The organism is Micromonospora sp. L31 (assembly GCF_052068075.1).
In the GTDB taxonomy this organism is placed as follows: Bacteria; Actinomycetota; Actinomycetes; order Mycobacteriales; family Micromonosporaceae; genus Micromonospora; species Micromonospora purpureochromogenes.
In genome coordinates this window covers 484418-503583 of record NZ_JBQHDC010000002.1, presented here as the reverse complement: position 1 = coordinate 503583, position 19166 = coordinate 484418, and the positions used below count along the sequence as shown (strand labels likewise).

Below are 19166 nucleotides of genomic sequence, written 5' to 3'. Positions count from 1 at the left end.
TGGCTGTTCACTGCGGAAAGACCTCGAACTTGGGGGCCTTGCCGCCCGACGGGGGAACCCGGTAATGCCGCAGGGTGAAGCCCATCATCTCGCGGAAGGCGGGCGCGGCCACCGTGCCGCCCTCGCCGCCGGGGCTCCACACGAAGACCGCCACCACGTACCGGGGCTTCTCCGCCGGGGCCATCCCGATGAACGAGCCGACCTCGCCGGGCTGCTTCTCGCCGTCGACCAGCCGCCAGCCGGTGCCGGTCTTGCCGGCGACCCGGTAGCCGGGCACCGCCGCGGCCACGCCGGTCGCCCCGTCGACGGTGGTGACCGCCTCCAGGATGGTGCGCAGCGCGGTGGCGTTGGCCGGGCTGAGCACCGGTCGGGTGACCGGCGGCCCGGCGGGCGTCCGCTTCCCGTCCGCCCCGCTGATCACCTCCTTGATCAGGTGCGGCTGGACGTACGTGCCGTTGTTGGCGATGGTGGCGTACGCGGCGGCCATCTGCAGGGGCGTGGCGTCCACGCTGTGCCCGATCGGCACCGACCCGTGCGACGAGTCGCTCCACTCGTCGGCGGGCAGCAGCCGCCCGGAGGCCTCCCCCGGCATCCCCTCGCCGGTGGGCTGCCCCAGCCCGAACCGCTTCTGGTAGTCGATCAGCCGGTCCCGGCCCAGCTCGTCGGCGATCTGAATGGTGCCGACGTTGGACGAGAAGGCCATCATCCCCGGCAGAGTCATCCGCCGGCCGTTCGCCGGGTGGGTGTCGGGGAAGGTCGTGTCGCCCTTGGTGATGGTGTTGGGGACGGGCAGCGTGGTGTCGGGAGTGATCACGCCCTCCTGCAACGCCGCGCCGAAGGTGATCGCCTTGTGCACCGAGCCCGGTTCTACCACGAAGCTGGTCGCCGCGTCCTCCCGGTCGGTCGGCCGGCTCGGCTCCGGGTTGGCCGCGTTGTAGCTGGGGTGGCTGGCCTGGGCCAGCACCTCGCCGGTCGCCACGTCCAGCACCACGGCCGCGCCGACGCTGCCCCGGGTCTGCGCCATCTGCCGGCCGAGCACCTGCTGCACCTGGTACTGCAGGTCCCGGTCGATGGTGAGCACCAGCGAGCTGCCCGGCTTGGCCGGGGTGGTCTGGCTGTAGCCGCCGGGAATGGGGGCGTCCAGGTCGCCCTGGCCCGCCTCGTAGACGCGCCGGCCGTCCTTGCCCTGGAGCACGTCGTCGTAGCGCGCCTCCAGCCCCTCCAGGCCGTTCATGTCCTGGCTGACGAAGCCGACCAGGTTGGCGGCCAGGTCGCCGCCGGGCACCTCGCGCCGCTCGTCGCGGTGGGTGCCGATGCCGGCGAGGTCGAGCGCCTCGATCTGCTTGGCCTTCGGGATGTCGACGCCCCGGGCCAGGTACTGGAACTGCGACTCGCCGCCGCCGGGCAGGCCGCGCCGCTTCATCTTCTCGGCCAGCTCGGAGGCGGGCACGCCGAGCAGCGGGGAGAGCAGCCGGGCCGTGGTCGCCCGGTCCTTGACCTCGGTCGGGTCGGCGAAGACGTACCGGGCCTCGACGCTGCGGGCCAGCGGCGCGCCGGTGCGGTCGACGATGGCGCCGCGCGGGGCCGGCAGGTCGACCCGGGTGAGCCGGGAGTCGATGCCCCCGCCCGCGTACGCCGGGGTGTCCACCGCCTGGAGGAAGACCAGCCGGATGCCGATGGTGACGAAGAGCGCCAGCACGAGCATGGTGCCCAGCCGCAGCCGGCGGCGCGGCTCGGCCAGCTTCGGCGGCCGGCGCGGCTTGCGGGCGGGGCGGCGGGCCGCCGGACGCTCCGGCCGGCGCGGGGTGCGCCCGCCGGCCCGGCGGCGCGGCGGCGCCAGCTCCTCGTCGTCGTCGTCGGTCCAGGCCGGCCGGGCCGGGACGGTGCGGATGACGCCGGCCCGGGCGACCGGGGCGGCCTCCCGCCGCCCGGCGCGGGCCCCCGCCCGGCCGCCGTCGAGCACCTGCAACGCCGGGCGGAACGGGTCGCCGGAGCGGCTCGCCCGGGGAGTACGCCGCTGGCCGGACCGCTCGTCACGGCCGCCGGCCCGCTCCTCGCCGCTCTCCCGGATGGTCCGGCCCCGAGGGGTGTACGCCCGGGCGTCGGAGATCCCGCCGATCCCCGGCTCGCCGGTCCGCGGGTCCCCGCCCCGGCCGGCCCGGGACGGGCCGCGCCGGGAGCCCGTGGTGGGGTCCCGGCGCGGTTCGTCCGATCTCGGCGGCACTGCTATCCCCCGTTGCCCTGCTGGCTGGTGATCGCCGGCTGCCCGTCGGCGGGCTGCGGCACGCCGATCACCCGGCCGTCCGGCAGCCGGATGTACGCCGGCTCGCCGGCCTCGACCAGGCCGAGCTTGCGCGCCTCGGCGGTCAGGTTGCCCGGCGCCTTGGCCGCCTCGATCTGCTTGTTCAGCTGCTGCTCGTCCACGTCGAGGCGGGCCTGCTGCTGCTGGAGCTGCTGGAGCTTGAAGGCGTTCTCGTTGATCTTCGTGTTGACGGCCAGGATGCCCAGCACCCCGCCGACGACCAGCACCACGATCAGCGCCGCGAACGGCGCCCGCGGCACCCGCACCGGCGGCGGCGGAGCGACCCGCAGCCGGGGCCGGGCGGCGGTGGTTTCGGCGACCTTCTCGGCCGGCCGCAGCGCGGCGTTGCCCTGGACCGGGAACTCGCGCGCCCCCCGGGCGCGAGTCTCCCCCTGCCGGCCGGCGAGGTCCGCCGGCTTGTCGCCGCGCGTGGTGCGCTGCGCCGCGGTCCGGCCCCCCGACCGCGGTGCGCGCTGCCCGACAGCCTCCCGGCCGTCGCGCTTGTTGACGTTCATGTCCCCTCCCCCTCTTCGTCCGTCCCTCTGCCGTCCCCCGGCGTCGACCTGCGGTCCACTGTGGAACCCGACGTCGACCCCGTCCCCGGTTGGTGCATCGCCTTGACCCGGCGGCGGTACCGTTCGCGGTCGGTCCGCCCCTGCTGCTCGGTGGCCGGGTCGAGTCGTTCCGCGGCCCGCAGGCGCACCGAGGCGGCGCGCGGGTTCACGGCGACCTCCGCCTCCCCGGGAAGCTCGGCGCCCCGGCTGAGCAGCCGGAACGTCGGGCCCGATCCGGGAAGTTCCACCGGAAGGTCGACCGGGCCCTTACTGCGGACCCGGTCGGCGAGCGCCTGCTTGGTGAGCCGGTCCTCCAGCGAGTGGTAGGACAGGACCACCATGCGGCCGCCCACGTTGAGCTTGTCCAGAGCGGCCGGCAGCGCCGCCTCCAGCGCTGCCAGCTCCCTGTTTACCTCGATCCGTAAAGCCTGAAACGTTCTCTTGGCCGGGTGTCCACCCGTTCGCCGGGCTGGTGCCGGAATGCTCTCCCTGACCAGCTCGGCGAGCCGGGCCGAGGAGGTGATCCGGCCACGCTCGCGCTCCCGGATGATCGCCGAGGCGATCCGCCCGGCGAACTTCTCCTCGCCGTAGACCCGCAGCACCCGGGCCAGGTCCGGGTGGGAGTAGGTGTTGACCACCTCCTCGGCGGTCACCCCCCGGGTCTGGTCCATCCGCATGTCCAGCGGCGCGTCCTGGGCATACGCGAACCCGCGGTCGGGCGCGTCCAGCTGCAACGAGGAGACCCCCAGGTCGAACAGGATCCCGTCGATGCCCGGGTAGCCGAGCTGCTCCAGCACCTCGGGCAGCTCGTCGTAGACGGCGTGCACCAGGTGGATCCGGTCGGCGAAGCGAGCCAGCCGGACCCGCGCGTGGGCGAGGGCCTCGGTGTCCCGGTCCAGGCCGATCAGCACCGTCCGCGGGTGCCGTTCCAGCACCGCCTCGGCGTGCCCGGCGAGCCCCAGCGTCGCGTCGACGTGCACCGTCCGGTCACCCCGGTCCAGCGCGGGGGCCAGCAACTCGAGACACCTCTCGAGCAGCACCGGCACGTGCGTGCCGCGTAGCTCCCCCATGTCGACCCCCACTGGTTGAAAGTTCCGTTCGGTCCTGCGACCCTGCTCGTCGGACGACGCCGTGCCGTCGTACCGCCAGATCCCCATCCGCTCCCGCTTCGCCTCCCGAGGCCGCGGCCCCGGAGACTGATCGTGCGCCTGGCACCGGGGAAGGGGTGCCAGGAACTCGAAAGCGGCTGGAGATCTCGCAGTACGTCGGGCGTCGTCACGCCCTACAGGCCGCCGGGCAGCACCCCCTCCTCGATGTCGGCGAAGTCGTCTTCACTCTCGGCGAGGTAGGCCTCCCAGGCCGCCTTGTCCCAGATCTCCACCCGGGTGCTCGCCCCGATCACCACCAGGTCCCGGTCGAGCGCGGCGTACGACCGGAGGTGGGCCGGGATGGTGACCCGTCCCTGCTTGTCGGGGACCTCGTCGTGCGCGCTGGCGAAGAAGACCCGGCTGTAGGCCCGGGCCGCCTTGTGCGTCATGGGCTGCGCGCGCAACTGGTCGGCGATCCGCTGGAACTCGGGCGTGGGGAAGACGTAGAGGCAGCGCTCCTGCCCTTTGGTGATCACGACACCCCCCGCCAGCTCGTCCCGGAACTTCGCCGGAAGGATCAACCGGCCTTTGTCGTCCAGGCGCGGAGTGTGGGTGCCGAGGAACATCGGCCCTACCCCCTCGCCCTTTAGCGGCGTTCGCGGCGCCGCTGACCCCCCGGGCCGGTGGGCCCTCCCGGCCTCACCATCGCGCCCCACTCTACTCCACTTCCCTCCACCTGCAACCAGAAACGCCCGCGTGGCGCGCCGCTCCGCCGGGCAAAAGCGCACGTCAGGAGGGGTGGAGCGGAGTGGAGGGCCGGAGCGCCCCCCGCGCCGCGTCCGCTACCCGACATGGGTCGACTCCGACCGGCGGAGCGCGGGGCGACCGGACGCCCGAGAAGGGTCCGGCCGAACGGTTCGCCGTCGGCGGCGATCTGGTGGGCGTGCGGGTCCGGTAACCTCGCTCGGGTGACGGACGCGAAGATGCCCCTGCGGGCAAAGGTGGCCAGCTCCGTGTCCCGGACGGCCGCGGCCCTGTCGCGCGCCGCCGGCCGGGGCGACGGCTCGGTGATCGGCGGCTGGATCGGGCTGAAGATCGATCCCGACCTGCTGGCCCACCTCTCCGCCGGCCGCGCCATCGCGCTGGTCTCCGGCACCAACGGCAAGACCACCACCACCCGGCTCGCCGCCGCCGCCGTCGGGGTGCTCGGTCGGGTGGCCACCAACTCCTTCGGCGCCAACATGCCGACCGGCCACACCTCCGCCCTGGCCAAGGCGGGCAGCACCCCGTACGCGGTGCTGGAGGTCGACGAGCACTACCTCGCGCAGGTGCTGGAGGCCACCGAGCCGCACGTGGTGGCGCTGCTCAACCTCTCCCGCGACCAGCTGGACCGGGCCAAGGAGGTCGCCATGATGGCGCAGCTCTGGCGCGCGGCGCTGGTCCGGCACGCCGACGTGCGGGTGGTGGCCAACGCCGACGACCCGATGGTGGTCTGGGCGGCCACCCCGCCGGCCGACCCGGCGCGCGGGGTCAACCCGCCGCACGTCACCTGGTTCAGCGCCGGCCAGCGCTGGCACGACGACTCCTGGGTCTGCCCGGAGTGCGGCTCCACCATCCAGCGCTCAGGAGAGCAGTGGTGGTGCACCGGCTGCCCGCTGCGCCGGCCCGAGCCGCAGTGGACCGTGGAGGACGAGGGCGTCCTCGACCCCACCGGCGCCTGGCACAAGGTCGCCCTCCAGCTCCCCGGCAAGGTCAACATCGGCAACGCGGCCACCGCGCTGGCCGTCGCCGCCGAGTTCGGGGTACGCCCCGTCGACGCGGTCTCCCGGCTGGGCACGGTCACCTCGGTCGCCGGCCGCTACGCCCAGGTCGACCGGGACGGGCGCAACATCCGGCTGCTGCTGGCCAAGAATCCGGCCAGCTGGCTGGAGGCGTTCGACATGGCCGACGTGGCGCCGACGCTGCTCTCCATCAACGCCCGCGACCCCGACGGGCTGGACACCTCCTGGCTCTTCGACGTCGACTTCGCCCCGCTGCGCGGTCGGCAGGTGCTGATCACCGGCGACCGGGCGTACGACCTGGCGGTCCGGCTCGACGTCAACGCCGTGCCGTTCCAGCACGTGCGGACGTTCGACGAGGCGGTCCGGGCGGTCCCGCCGGGCCGGCTGGAGGTCATTGCGAACTACACCGCCTTCCAGGACATCCGAGCGGAGTTGGACCGTGTCAACTGAGAGCCTGCGCATCGTCTGGATCTACCCCGACCTGCTCTCCACCTACGGCGACCGGGGCAACATGCTGATCCTGGCCCGCCGGGCGCAGCTGCGCGGGATGCCGGTCGAGGTGCTGGAGGTCCGCTCCGACCAGCGGCTGCCCGCGACCGCCGACATCTACCTGATCGGCGGCGGTGAGGACGGCCCGCAGGCGCTGGGCGCCCAGCGGCTGATCGCCGACGGCGGCCTGCACCGGGCGGTCGCCCAGGGCTCGGTGGTCTTCGGCGTCTGCGCCGGCTACCAGCTGCTCGGCACCTCCTTCTTCGCCAAGGGCACCAAGTGCGCCGGGCTGGAGCTGCTCGACCTCTCCTCCGACCGCGGCCCCACCCGGGCCGTCGGCGAACTGGCCGGCGAGATCGACCCGCGGCTGGGCGTACCGGCGCTGTCCGGGTTCGAGAACCACGGCGGGCGCACCCACCTCGGCCCCGGCGTCTCGCCGCTGGCCCGGGTCACCGCCGGGGTCGGCAACGACGGCGCCACCGAGGGCGCCTGGCGCGGCAAGCTGCTCGGCACGTACTCGCACGGGCCGGCGCTGGCCCGCAACCCGGCCCTGGCCGACCTGCTGCTGCGCTGGGCCACCGGGGTGCACCAGCTCCCGCCGCTGGACGACACCTGGGCCGACCGGCTCCGCTCCGAGCGCCGCGCCGCGGTGGCCGCCGCCGACCGGGCATGATCCACGCCGTCCGGCGGCTGCTCGGCCAGCCGTCCGGGCGTCGCTTCGCCGCGCTGCTGCTCCTGCTCGCCGGCTTCGGGGTGCTGCTGCTGGTGGCGCCCCGGCCGGACGTCGCCCGGCTGCCGCGCCTCGCCGACTCCCTCGGCGGGTACGCCCCGCTCGCGGCGATCGCCGCCGGGGCGGTGCTACTGGTCGCGCTGGTCCCGCGGACCTTCGTCACGCTCGCCTCCGGCGCCATCTTCGGCCCCCTGGAGGGCGCCGCGTACGCGCTCGGCGCGGCCCTGCTCGCCGCGGCGATCGGCTTCGCGGTCGGCCGGGTGCTGGGCCGGGAGTTCGTCGCGGAACACCTCCGGGGCCGGCTGGCCCGGCTCGACGGCTGGTTCGCCCGGCAGAGCGTGCTGGGGGTGATCACCGTCCGGCTGCTGCCCATCGCCGGCTTCGGCCTGGTCAGCTACGGCTACGGCACCACCGGAGCGCGGGTGCTGCCGTTCCTCGCCGGCAGCGTTCTGGCCTCCGCCCCGACCGCGTTCGGCTACGCCGCGATCGGCGCGGCGGTCAGCTCACCGGGCGAGGTCAACTGGTACGCCGCCGCCCCCGCCAGCCTCGGCCTGATCGCCAGCGCCGTGCTGATCCACCGCTGGTGGCGGGCCGAACGGCAGCGCCGGCTCGGTGCGACGGAGCCGCGACCGTGACGGGTGGGAACCGGCCGCCGCGCCGCGCCGAGGTGACCGGCGCTGCCGAGGAGGTGCTGGCCGGCGGGTTCATCGCCGAGGTGGTCCGGATCGGCGACACCGTCCGCCGCACTCCCCCGGCCAACGCCGGGTTCGTCACCGCCCTGTTGGCGCACCTGGACCGGGTCGGCGCGCACGTGGCGCCCCGTCCGCTGGGCACCGACGAGCGGGGCCGGCAGGTGCTCAGCCACCTCGCCGGGCGGGTGCCGTGGCGGGAGCGGGAGGACCGGTCCTTCTTCTCCGACGCCGCGCTGACCCGGCTGGCCGAACTGATCCGGGGCCTGCACGACGCCTGCGCCGGCACCGCTCTGGCCGGCGGCGCGGAGACGGTCTGCCACCGCGACCTGTCGCCGAAGAACACCGTGCACCGGGACCTGCCCGCCGGGCTGCTGCCGGTGGCGTTCCTGGACTGGGACCTCGCCGCGCCGGGCCGCCGGATCGACGACGTGGCGTTCGCCGCGTGGCACTGGGGGGAGCTGGGCGAGGGCGCCGACCCGGCTGAGCTGGGCCGGCGCTGCCGGCTGCTCTGCGACGCCTACGACGCGGCCGCCGCCGGACCGGATCCGGTACCGCTCCCCCGGGATGAGCTGGTCACCGTCATGCTCGACCAGATCGAGGGCACCTGGCGGGGCATCGACGCCGGCGCGGACCGGGACGAGCCCAGCATGCGCCGGCTGCGCGCGGCCGGCGCGGTCGACGGCGTACGCCGCTGGCAGGACTGGCTGCACACCCACCGGCGCGCGGTGGAGTCGACCCTCCACGCCTGAAGCCACCCGCGCCATCGGCCGGGTGTCGTGCCGGCGTGTCGCGGCCCGGAGTGGACGTGCCCGACGAGCGACATACCTGAGAGGCATAAATATGCCTCTGAGTCATCACGCTCGTCGGGGCGTGCGCCACCACGGAGGTCACGCTCCGTGTATCGCCTTCCGGGCGCCGCTCGCCCGTTGGGACCGCGCGCCGACCTTGGTGAAGAGCCCGGCCACCCCACCCCGGCCCAAGATCCGCCCACGTTCACGGAAAGAGTGGCTGTTCCGCGCGGAACAGCCACTCTTTCCGTGAAACTGCCAGCCCCGGCCGGGGGGATGGGTCAGGCGACGATGGAGACCATGCGGCCCTTGACGACGATGACCTTGCGGGGTTCCTTGCCGGCCAGCGGGCCGGCGACCGCCTCCAGGGCCGCCGCTCGGACGGTCTCCTCGGACGCGTCGGCGGGGACCTCGACCCGGCCGCGGACCTTGCCGTTGATCTGCACCGGGTACGTCACCGTCTCGGCGACCAGCAGCGCCGGGTCGGCGGTCGGGAAGTCCGCGTACGTCAGGGAGCTCTCGTGCCCCATCCGCCGCCACAGTTCCTCGGCCACGTGCGGGGCGAACGGCGCCAGCATCAGCACCAGCGGCTCGGCCACCTCGCGCGGGGTCTCCGACAGCCGGGTCAGCCCGTTGGTCAGCTCGATCAGCTTGGCGATCGCGGTGTTGAACCGGATCGCCTCCATGTCACCGCGGACCCCGTCGACGACCTTGTGCAGCAGCCGCCGGGTCGCCTCGTCGGCCGGGGCATCGGTGACCCGCAGCGCGCCGGTCTGCTCGTCGACGATCGCCCGCCAGACCCGCTGCAGGAACCGGTACGACCCGACGACCGCCCGGGTCTCCCACGGGCGGGACACCTCCAGCGGACCCATCGACATCTCGTAGACCCGGAACGTGTCGGCGCCGTACGCGGCGCACATCTCGTCGGGCGTGACGACGTTCTTCAGGGACTTGCCCATCTTGCCGTACTCGCGCTTGACCTGGGTGTCGCCCAGGTAGAAGCCGCCGTCACGCTCGATCACGTCCTCCGCCGGCACGTAGGCGCCCCGGGCGTCGGTGTACGCGTACGCCTGGATGTAGCCCTGGTTGAACAGCTTGCGGAACGGCTCGAACGACGAGACGTGGCCCAGGTCGTACAGCACCTTGTGCCAGAAGCGGGCGTACAGCAGGTGCAGCACGGCGTGCTCGGCGCCGCCGACGTACATGTCGGTGCCGCCGCAGTCGCCCTCGCCGCGCGGGCCCATCCAGTACCGCTCGTTCTCCGCGTCGACGAACCGCTTCGAGTTGGTCGGGTCCAGGTAGCGCAGCTCGTACCAGCAGGAGCCGGCCCACTGCGGCATCACGTTGGTCTCGCGGGTGTAGCGCTTCGGGCCGTCACCCAGGTCCAGCTCCACCTCGACCCAGTCGCGCCGCCGCGACAGCGGGGTCTCCGGGTTGCTGTCGGCGTCGTCGGCGTCGAAGGTGCGCGGCGAGAAGTCGTCCACCTCGGGCAGCTCGACCGGCAGCATCTCCTCGGGCAGCGCGATCGCCGCGCCGGTCTCGTCGTACACGATCGGGAACGGCTCGCCCCAGTAGCGCTGCCGGGAGAACAGCCAGTCGCGCAGCCGGTAGGTGACCGCGCCGGCGCCGTGCCCGTTGGCCTCCAGCCACTCGATGATCGCCGCCTTGGCGTCGGCGACCCCCAGGCCGTTCAGGTCCAGGCCGCGGTCGGGCGCGGCGCTGTTGATCGCCGGACCCTCCCCGGTGTACGCCTTGCCGTCGAAGCCCTCCGACGGCTGCACGGTCCGCACGATCGGCAGCTCGAAGACCTCGGCGAACGCCCAGTCCCGCTCGTCCTGCGCGGGCACCGCCATGATCGCGCCGGTGCCGTAGCCGGCCAGCACGTAGTCGGCGATGAAGATCGGGATCTGCCCGCCGGTGACCGGGTTGACGGCGTACGCGCCGACGAAGACGCCGGTCTTCTCCTTCGTGTCGGCCTGCCGCTCGACGTCGGTCTTGGCCGCCGCCGCCTTCCGGTACGCCTCCACGGCCGCGCGCGGGTTGGCGTGCCCGCCGGTCCAGGCGTCCTTCGTCCCCGCCGGCCAGGCCGCCGGCACCAGCGCGTCGACCAGTTCGTGCTCCGGGGCCAGCACCATGTAGGTGGCCCCGAAGATGGTGTCCGGGCGGGTCGTGAACACCCGGATCGGCTCCCGCTCGGTGGGGAAGTCGATGTGCGCGCCCTGGGAGCGGCCGATCCAGTTGCGCTGCATCAGCTTGATCGGCTCGGGCCAGTCCAGGGTGTCCAGGTCGTCCAGCAGCCGGTCGCCGTACGCGGTGATCCGCATCATCCACTGCTTCAGGTTGCGCTTGAAGACCGGGAAGTTGCCCCGCTCGGAGCGGCCGTCGGCGGTGACCTCCTCGTTGGCCAGCACGGTGCCCAGCCCGGGGCACCAGTTCACCGGGGCCTGTGAGACGTACGCCAGCCGGTGGTCGTCGACGATCGTGCGCCGCTCGGCCACGGTCAGCTCGGCCCAGGGCCGGCCGTCCGGGGTGGGGCGGTTGCCGCCCTCGAACTCGGCGATCAGCTCCGCGATCGGGCGGGCCCTGCGCACGTCCGGGTCGTACCAGGAGTTGAAGATCTGCAGGAAGATCCACTGGGTCCAGCGGTAGAAGTCGGTGTCGATGGTCGCTACCGAGCGGCGCTCGTCGTGGGCCAGCCCCAGCCGGCGCAGCTGCGCCTTGTACCGCTCGATGTTCGCCACCGTGGTGGTCCGCGGGTGGGTGCCGGTCTGCACCGCGTACTGCTCGGCGGGCAGGCCGAACGCGTCGAAGCCCATCGCGTGCAGCACGTTGCGCCCGGCCATCCGCTGATAGCGGGCGAAGCAGTCGGTGCCGATGTAGCCCAGCGGGTGGCCGACGTGCAGGCCGGCGCCCGACGGGTACGGGAACATGTCCAGCACGTACAGCTTCTCCGCGCCGGCCCGGGGGTGGTCCGGGTCGGCCAGCGGGCCGGTCGGGTTCGGGGCGTGGAAGGTGCCCTCACGCGCCCAGACGTCCTGCCAACGCTGCTCGATCTCGTCGGCCAGGGCCGCGGTGTACCGGTAGGGGGGAATGTCGCCCGCCGGTGCGGCTGCCTCACTCATGGCGTCTCCTCGCTTCGCTCGTCGCCGCCGGCCGTGCCCGGCCGGGCTGGGTGCTGACCTCGCTCGGCGTGGTCATGGTTCGGTATGGGGAGTGGATCCGCTCCCGGTGCGGCCCGCCCGGGCGGGCCCGGGGCACACGCCGGCCGGCGGAGGGCACAAAAAAGCCCCTCGCGCAGGAGGGGCCGCCGTGCTGTCGCGCGTCAGCGCATCAGCACGGCCCGGTAAGAAGCAGGAAGACTCCGGCCATGTCCGGCAGTGTACCCCGCCCGCCGGGCGCGCGGGTGGCCCGCCACCGCGGGTCGGCGCCGGGCCGGGCGGGGCCACCCCCGCCGGGCCCGCGCCGGTGCCCATCGTGATCATGGTGGGCACCGACAGCGACCGTCAGGTCCCCCGTTGCGGTGGATATTCGGGGCGTAACCGACCGTCTACCTGCGGGGGTCGGCGACAACGAGAAACATGGTTAGCCTGAGAACCAGTGAGATTTCTGCGGCAGACGTGGCTCGGCGTCGCGAACCCAACGGCGGGTCCAGGTGCTCTATACAGAGCTGCCGTTCCGGCGACGAGGAGGAGGCCCGTGACACAACAGACCTGGGACGAGGTGGGCGGCCTGCTGCCGCACGACCAGTTCCGCGCCGCCAGCGAAGCCATCGTGGCCAACATCGAGCAGGTCATCGAAGGCAAGACCGCGACCGTGCGCCTCGCCCTGGCCGTCCTGCTCGCCGAGGGACACCTCCTGATCGAGGACGTGCCGGGCGTCGGCAAGACCAAGCTGGCCAAGGCCCTCGCCCGCTCGATCGACTGCTCGGTCCGGCGCATCCAGTTCACCCCCGACCTGCTGCCCAGCGACGTCACCGGGGTCAGCGTCTACAACCAGGAGACGCACGACTTCGAGTTCCGTCCGGGCGCCGTCTTCGCCAACCTGGTGGTCGGCGACGAGATCAACCGGGCCTCGCCGAAGACCCAGTCCGCGCTGCTCGAGTGCATGGAGGAGCGGCAGGTCACCGTCGACGGGGTCACCTACCAGCTCCAGACGCCGTTCATGGTGATCGCCACCCAGAACCCGATCGAGATGGAGGGGACGTACCCCCTGCCGGAGGCGCAGCGCGACCGGTTCACCGCCCGGATCGCCATGGGCTACCCGGACCCCGGCGCCGAGCTGGCCATGCTGGACGGCCACGGCGCCACCGACCCGCTGCAGGAGCTGCGCCCGGTCTCCGACGCCGCGACGGTGCGCCAGCTGATCGCCACGGTCCGGCAGGTGCACGTCGCGGACGCGGTCAAGCAGTACGCGGTGGACCTGGTCACCGCCACCCGCGAGGCCCCCGACCTGCGCCTCGGCGCCTCCCCCCGGGCCACGCTCCAGCTGCTGCGCACCGCCCGCGCGGTCGCCGCGCTGGAGGGTCGCGACTACGTGCTCCCCGACGACCTGCAGGCGCTGGCGGTGCCGGTGCTGGCGCACCGGATCATCCCGACCGCCGACGCCCAGCTGGCCCGGCGCACCACCGACGCGATCGTCTCGGAGCTGGTGCACCGGCTGGCGCTGCCGCAGGAGCGCAAGCGCACCCCGTACGACACGCCGCGGCCCGCCGCGGGCAACGGCCGCGGGCCGTACGAGCCGCGGAGGCCGTGAGGTGCGCGACGGGCTGCGCGGCCTGACCACCCGCGGCCGCTCGTTCCTGGCGGCCGCGGTCGCGGCGGCGGTCTCCGCCGGCATCCTCGGCGAGAAGGACCTGCTGCGGGTGGCCGTGCTGCTCGCCGTCCTGCCGCTGCTCGCCGCGCTCTACGTCGGGCGCAGCCGCTACAAGCTGGCCTGCAACCGGTCGCTGGAGCCGCACCGGGTGCCGGTCGGGGCCAGCTCCCGGGTGGTGCTGCGCCTGCAGAACATGTCCCGCCTGCCCACCGGCACCCTGCTGCTGGAGGACCGGCTGCCGTACGCGCTGGGCAGCCGGCCCCGGGTGGTGCTGGAGCGGCTCGGCGCGCACCAGGCCAGCTCGGTCGCGTACACGGTCCGCGCCGACGTGCGCGGCCGGTACGAGGTGGGCCCCCTGGTGGTCCGGCTGACCGACCCGTTCGGGCTCTGCGAGCTGACCCGGGCCTTCCCCAGCACCGACCACCTGACCGTGATCCCCCAGGTCACCCCGCTGCCGACGGTCCGCCTCCCCGGCGAGTACGCCGGCAGCGGCGACAGCCGGGCCCGGTCGGTGGCGGTGCACGGCGAGGACGACGCCGCCACCCGGGAGTACCGGGTCGGCGACGACCTGCGCCGGGTGCACTGGAAGTCGACCGCCCGCACCGGCGAGCTGATGGTGCGTCGCGAGGAGCAGCCCTGGGAGAGCCGGGCCACCGTCGTGCTGGACACCCGGGCGTTCGGCCACCGCGGCGACGGCCCGACCGCCAGCTTCGAGTGGGCGGTCTCCGCCGCCGCGAGCATCGCGGTGCACCTGCGCCAGTCCGGTTACAAGCTGCGGCTGGTCACCGGCTCCGGTGCGGACGTGGACGCCACCGAGGGCGCCGGGGACGGCCTGCTCCTGGACCACCTGGCGGACGTCCGCCTCGACCAGCGCGGCGAGGTCGCCACCCTGGTGCAGCGAGTCCGGCAGCGCTCCGACGGCGGCCTGATCATCGCCCTGCTCGGTGCGGTGAGCACCGCCGAGGCCGAGCTGCTGGCCGGGCTGCGCGGCAACGGGGCGACCTGCGTCGCCTTCCTGTTGGACAGCTCCACCTGGCTCAACCTGCCGGAGAAGGCCCGCGCCGAGTCGGAACGGGCACACGGCGCGGCCGCGCTCGCCCTGCTCCAGGGCGGCTGGCGGGTGATCGGGGTGGACCACGGCGGCCGGCTGCCGGCGCTCTGGCCGCAGGCCGCCCGGGGCTCGCAGGGCTTCGCGTTGCGCGCGGCGCTCGCCGAGACGGTCGCCGGCGGCGTCCGATGACGGAAAGGGTGACGTCGTGATCGCGTCCCGGAACCTCGGCTTCGTGGCCGCCGCGGCGACTCTGCTCGCCGCGGCGCCGCTGTCTTCGATCTTCCAGCGCTGGACCTGGCTGATCGAAGCCGCCATCGCGGTGGCCGTGGTCGCCGGGGTGGCCGCGCTGACCCGACTGGTCCGGGCTCCCCTGTGGGGCCAGGTGCTGGGCATGCTGGCCGGCCTGCTGCTCGCCCTGACCTGGCTCTTCCCGGGCGGCACCGAGCTGGTCGCGTTCCTGCCCACGCCGGCCACCCTGGCCCACTTCGGCGAGCTGTTGCAGGGCTCGTTGCAGGACATGCGCTCGTACGGCGTCGAGGTGCCGGACACCACCCCGCTGCTGTTCATCACCGTGCTCGGGGTGGGCTCGGTGGCGATCATGGTGGACGTGCTCGCGGTGGGGCTGCGCCGTCCGGCGCTGGCCGGCCTGCCGATGCTGGCCATCTACTCGGTGCCGGTGGCGGTCTACGTGGACAGCGTGCCCGCGCTGCCGTTCGTGGTCGGCGCCTCCGGCTACCTGTGGCTGCTGGTCACCGACAACGTCGACCGGGTACGCCGGTTCGGCCGCCGGTTCACCGGCGAGGGACGTGACGTCGACGTCTGGGAGTCGTCCCCGTTGGCCGCGGCCGGCCGCCGGCTGGCGGTGGTGGGCGTGGCGCTGGCCGTGGTGCTCCCGCTGGCCGTGCCCGGGATGACCGGTGGGCTGCTCGACCAGGTCAACTCGACCGGCAACGGCACCGGCAACGGGCGGCCCGGCCAGGGCGGCAGCCCCGGCCGGATCGACCTGTTCGCCGCGCTCAGCGGCCAGCTCAACCAGAGCGAGGTGGCCGAGATGGTCAAGGTGACCACCACCGAGGCGAGCCCGTTCTACCTGCGCTTCGGCGTCGCCGACGAGCTGCGGCCGGACGGCTTCCGGGTGCGCCCGCCCAACGGCCGGCGGGTGGACCGGGACCTGCCCGCCCCACCGGCCCGCCAGGGCGCCGAGCAGCAGCGGTACCGGGCCACGGTCGAGGTCACCCGCAACCTGGAGATGCCGTTCGTGCCGGTGTACGCCGACCCGGTCAACGTCGACGGGCTCAGCCGCAACTGGCTCTACGACTCGAACCTCGGGGTGCTCTTCTCCAACCAGGACAACTCCCGGGGCAAGCGCTACTCGTTCGAGTACGTCCGCTCGACGTTCACCCCGTCGGCGCTGCGCCGGGCCCGCTCTCTGCCCGCCGAGCACCCGATCGCCGTCCAGCAGACCCGGCGGCCGGCGGTGCAGCAGGTCGACCTGCTGGTGTCCCGGCTGGTCGAGGGGAAGCGGAACGACTACGACAAGGTCCGGGCGATCTACGACTACTTCTCCCGGGAGAACGGCTTCAGCTACTCGCTGAGCACCAAGGGTGGCACCAGCGGCGAGGAGATCGTCGACTTCCTCACCAGCAAGGTCGGCTACTGCCAGCAGTACGCGGCGGCGATGGCCTGGCTGGTGCGCTCCGCCGGCATCCCGGCCCGGGTGGCGTTCGGCTTCACCAACGGCACCAGCGCCGGCGAAGACGCGTACGTGCTCACCAACCGCAACCTGCACGCCTGGACGGAGGTCTACTTCGACCAGCTGGGCTGGGTCCCGTTCGACGCGACCCCGGCGTACGCGGTGCAGGGCGCGAACCGCTCGGCCTGGGCCCCGGACAGCGACGCCCCGGACCCGGAGCCGTCGGAGACCAGCGCGCCGGGCGCCTCCCCGGAGGACCCGGCCGCCACGGCCGGGCCGGACCGGGAGGACGCCGCCGACCGGGACACCGACGCCGGCTTCGACGCGGCCGGCGGCGCCCCGACCCGGCGCGCGCCGAGCTGGCCCTGGTGGACGGCGGGTGCCGTGCTGGCGCTGATCGCCCTGCTCTGCCTGCCGGCCCTGCGGCGGATGGCGCTGCGGCGTCGCCGCCACGGCCGGCCGGTCCGGGCGGTCGCCGCCGTCGCCGGCGCCGGCGGCCCGGACGGGGCGGGCGGGGCGGCCGCCGACGCGCCCGGCATGGTCGTGCTGGGCGCGGACCACGACCGGGCCCGCGCCGACGCGCACGCGGCCTGGGACGAGCTGCTGGACACGCTGGTCGACTACCGGGTACGCGTAGACCGCACCGAGACGCCCAGGGCCACCGCCGAGCGGCTGGCCCGCGAGGCCGTCGCCGACGACACCGCGTCCGCGGCGGCGGTACGGCTGCTCGGCCGGGCGGAGGAGCGGGCCCGTTACGCCCGCGACCCGCTCACCGGCGAGCCGTTGCACCCGGCGTTGACGGCGGTCCGGGGCGCCCTCGCCGCCCGGTCGGACCGGCGCACCCGGTTCCTGGCGACCGTGCTGCCGCCGTCGGTGCTGCTGCGCTGGCGGCTGGCGGTGGCGGACTCGTCCTCCCGGCTGGTGGCCAGCGGCGGGCGGACCCGCTCACGGTTGCTGCGCTGGAACCCGCGCCGGCTGCTCGCCGACCGCGCCACCCGCCGGGCCTGACCCGGCCCGCACCCGGCCACGTGCTCGGGGCCGCCCCGGCCCCGAGCACTTTCAGAGAAGGCGTGGCTATTCTTCGCCGAATAGCCACGCCTTCTCTGAAAGTGCGTGAGGACAGCTCGGCGTGCCCGGGTGATGCCGCGCCGCCAACCTCGGGCGCTGGACATTGCGTCTGCGGCGCCGCGCCATGTCGTCGACATGGGCGGCATTCCGGGCCTTCGGACCCCGCCACGGCGCCGACACCGAGTCGGTCACGACCGACGACGGTGGCTTGGCTCCGGCAACCTGATCGAGGCCGGGGCCGGGGCTCGGAGCGGGGTCGGACGTGCGGAAACGACGGAGGTGGCCGGACCCGTCCGGCACCCACCGTCGTGGCGACGCCCACCCGCCTCAGGGGCGGTGAGCGTTCAGCGATGTCCCTCCGGACGCTGCCGCCACCGGTCCTCCATGCGGTCCAGCAGCGACGGCCGTCGACCACCCGCGCGCCCGCGCGGACGACGGCGACTCGTCGTGCCACCCACCACGTGCAGGTCGGGTGACTGCGACCGGCGATGCGACTGCACCGCGTAGCCCAGCGCGGCCAGCATGACGACGAAGCCCGCCACTGCCAGCGGCGGAGTCTTGATCACCGCGCCGTAGACCAACAGGGCCAGGCCGACGACGACCACGCCGGCAGCGACGAGCAGGCGACGCCGCGCGTGGAAACGCGGGTCGCTGGCGCGCACGGCCGAGGCGAATTTGGGGTCCTCGGCAAGCGACCGCTCGATCTGCTCGAACAGCCGCTGCTCGTGCTCCGAGAGCGGCACGGCACTCCTCCCCGGTCACGTTGGTCGGCCCGCTCGGGCCGACAGACCGTGGCAGCCAACCGGCTGCTTGCCGTCAAGTCTACGAGGGGGCTCGCGCGTCGGAAAGCGGGACGACCTACGGCCGGGTCGGATTTTCGCCTCGACGGGTATCACGCTTGCCGAGCAGACTGGCCGGACCTATGACGGACCGCCCGAAACGGGCAGCCGCGGCGTCGGCGGCAGCTTCCGCCTCCCGCCAGCCGCGCTCGGGCGCGCCGAGGGTCAGCTGCTGTGGCGTCTCCGTCACCCCGGCCAGCCCCTCCACCCGGACGCCGACCAGTCGGACGCGCTCGGCGGGGTCGAGAACGGTGTAGAGCGCCCAGGCGGTGTCGAAGATCTCCCGGGCGGTGTCGGTGGACACGTCGAGGGTGCGGGACCGGTTGACCGTGCGGAAGTCGGCCAGCCGTACCTTGAGCGAGACCGTCCGGCCGACCTGCCCGGCCCGGCGCAGCCGGGCGCCGACCTTGTCGCTGAGGGCGAGCAGGGTGCGGCGGATCTCCACCGGGTCGGCGACGTCGGCGTCGAAGGTCGTCTCGGCGCCGATCGACTTCTCCACGTGCTCGGGGCTGACCGTGCGCGGGTCGCGCCCCGAGGCCAACTCGTGCAGGTGGCTGGCGGACGCCTCGCCGACCGCCTTGCGGAGCATGCCGTACGGCGCCTCGGCCAGGTCGCCGATGGTGTTCAGGCCCAGCCGGCGCAGCGTCTCGGCGGAGCGCTCCCCCACCCCCCAGAGCGCGCCGACCGGCAGCGGGTGCAGGAACTCCAGCACCCGGTCGGCCGGCACCACGAGCAGGCCGTCCGGCTTGGCCCGGGTGGAGCCGAGCTTGGCCACGAACTTGGTCGGGGCCACCCCGACCGAACAGGTCAGCTGCTGCTCGGCCGCCACCCGTTCGCGGATCCGGCGGGCGATCTCGGCCGGCGGCCCGAACAGTCGCCGGGCGCCGGCCACGTCGAGGAACGCCTCGTCCAGGGAGAGCGGCTCGACCAGCGGGGTGACGTCCCGGAAGATCTGCATGACCGCGCGGGAGGCGGCCGTGTACTGCGCGAAGTCGGGCGGGAGGTAGACCGCGTGCGGGCAGAGCGCCCGGGCGCGCATGGTGGGCATGGCGCTGCGGACGCCGTACCGCCGGGCCTCGTAGCTGGCGGAGCTGACCACGCCGCGCGGCCCGACGCCACCGACCACCACGGGCCGGCCGCGCAGCTCGGGGCGGCGACGCACCTCCACCGAGGCGAAGAAGGCGTCCATGTCGACGTGCAGGATGGGGCTGCCGGAGTCGTCGGCGTCCGGCCCGAAGCGCGGGTCACCGCCACGCGGCAACGACTGGCTCCGACCCAT

14 protein-coding genes are annotated in these 19166 nt (G+C 74.1%); 7 read left to right on the top strand and 7 right to left on the bottom strand.

The genetic code is table 11. The features are described 5' to 3' along the window. Positions 1–7: 7 nt before the first annotated feature. The 4 genes from ACTMS9_RS08915 to mraZ form a co-directional block, all read right to left on the bottom strand. Positions 8–2224, bottom strand: a complete 2217-nt coding sequence (locus ACTMS9_RS08915) for a peptidoglycan D,D-transpeptidase FtsI family protein (RefSeq protein WP_441164644.1) — start codon at positions 2222–2224, stop codon at positions 8–10. A gap of 2 nt (positions 2225–2226) precedes the next feature. Further along, positions 2227–2817 (bottom strand): hypothetical protein, encoded by a 591-nt coding sequence (locus ACTMS9_RS08910; RefSeq protein ID WP_441145215.1) that lies wholly within the window; start codon positions 2815–2817, stop codon positions 2227–2229. After that, a complete protein-coding gene (gene rsmH / locus ACTMS9_RS08905; RefSeq protein ID WP_441145217.1) occupies positions 2814–3926 on the bottom strand; it encodes a 16S rRNA (cytosine(1402)-N(4))-methyltransferase RsmH in 1113 nt (370 codons plus the stop codon). The genes ACTMS9_RS08910 and rsmH overlap by 4 nt, the downstream gene beginning before the upstream one ends. 212 nt (positions 3927–4138) lie before the next feature. Next, entirely contained in the window at positions 4139–4570 is a 432-nt protein-coding gene (mraZ, locus tag ACTMS9_RS08900) for a division/cell wall cluster transcriptional repressor MraZ (RefSeq protein WP_357913325.1), read from the bottom strand. A 357-nt stretch (positions 4571–4927) separates the two neighbouring features. On the opposite strand from mraZ, the gene ACTMS9_RS08895 reads away from it, so the two are divergent. Genes ACTMS9_RS08895 through ACTMS9_RS08880 form a run of 4 tightly spaced genes read left to right on the top strand, consistent with a single transcriptional unit; the run spans position 4928 to position 8385 of the window. Further along, positions 4928–6175 (top strand): MurT ligase domain-containing protein, encoded by a 1248-nt coding sequence (locus tag ACTMS9_RS08895; protein WP_280838264.1) that lies wholly within the window; start codon positions 4928–4930, stop codon positions 6173–6175. Beyond that, the gene (locus tag ACTMS9_RS08890) at positions 6165–6887 is read left to right on the top strand and encodes a type 1 glutamine amidotransferase (RefSeq protein WP_154943885.1); all 723 of its coding nucleotides are present in this window, start codon (positions 6165–6167) and stop codon (positions 6885–6887) included. Before ACTMS9_RS08895 ends, ACTMS9_RS08890 begins: the two co-directional genes overlap by 11 nt. Continuing rightward, the gene (locus tag ACTMS9_RS08885) at positions 6785–7579 is read left to right on the top strand and encodes a TVP38/TMEM64 family protein (protein ID WP_441145903.1); all 795 of its coding nucleotides are present in this window, start codon (positions 6785–6787) and stop codon (positions 7577–7579) included. Before ACTMS9_RS08890 ends, ACTMS9_RS08885 begins: the two co-directional genes overlap by 103 nt. Further along, a complete protein-coding gene (locus ACTMS9_RS08880) occupies positions 7576–8385 on the top strand; it encodes a phosphotransferase (protein WP_441164643.1) in 810 nt (269 codons plus the stop codon). Before ACTMS9_RS08885 ends, ACTMS9_RS08880 begins: the two co-directional genes overlap by 4 nt. 320 nt (positions 8386–8705) lie before the next feature. Here ACTMS9_RS08880 and leuS read toward each other — a convergent pair whose 3' ends face one another. Next, a complete protein-coding gene (gene leuS / locus ACTMS9_RS08875) occupies positions 8706–11546 on the bottom strand; it encodes a leucine--tRNA ligase (RefSeq protein WP_441164642.1) in 2841 nt (946 codons plus the stop codon). A 574-nt stretch (positions 11547–12120) separates the two neighbouring features. On the opposite strand from leuS, the gene ACTMS9_RS08870 reads away from it, so the two are divergent. From ACTMS9_RS08870 to ACTMS9_RS08860, 3 genes are read left to right on the top strand one after another with little or no spacing between them, the layout of a single operon-like run. Next, a complete protein-coding gene (locus ACTMS9_RS08870) occupies positions 12121–13176 on the top strand; it encodes an AAA family ATPase (protein ID WP_088961109.1) in 1056 nt (351 codons plus the stop codon). A 1-nt stretch (position 13177) separates the two neighbouring features. Next, positions 13178–14476, top strand: coding sequence for a DUF58 domain-containing protein (locus ACTMS9_RS08865; protein WP_441145224.1), 1299 nt, complete (start codon positions 13178–13180; stop codon positions 14474–14476). A 16-nt stretch (positions 14477–14492) separates the two neighbouring features. Beyond that, the gene (locus ACTMS9_RS08860) at positions 14493–16988 is read left to right on the top strand and encodes a transglutaminaseTgpA domain-containing protein (protein ID WP_441164641.1); all 2496 of its coding nucleotides are present in this window, start codon (positions 14493–14495) and stop codon (positions 16986–16988) included. A 404-nt stretch (positions 16989–17392) separates the two neighbouring features. Here ACTMS9_RS08860 and ACTMS9_RS08855 read toward each other — a convergent pair whose 3' ends face one another. Beyond that, positions 17393–17791 carry a DUF3040 domain-containing protein gene (locus ACTMS9_RS08855; protein WP_088961106.1) on the bottom strand — a complete coding sequence of 133 codons (399 nt, stop codon included), beginning with the start codon at positions 17789–17791 and terminating at the stop codon, positions 17393–17395. A gap of 115 nt (positions 17792–17906) precedes the next feature. Beyond that, complete coding sequence (locus ACTMS9_RS08850) at positions 17907–19166, bottom strand: DNA polymerase IV (RefSeq protein WP_441145229.1); 1260 nt, start codon at positions 19164–19166, stop codon at positions 17907–17909.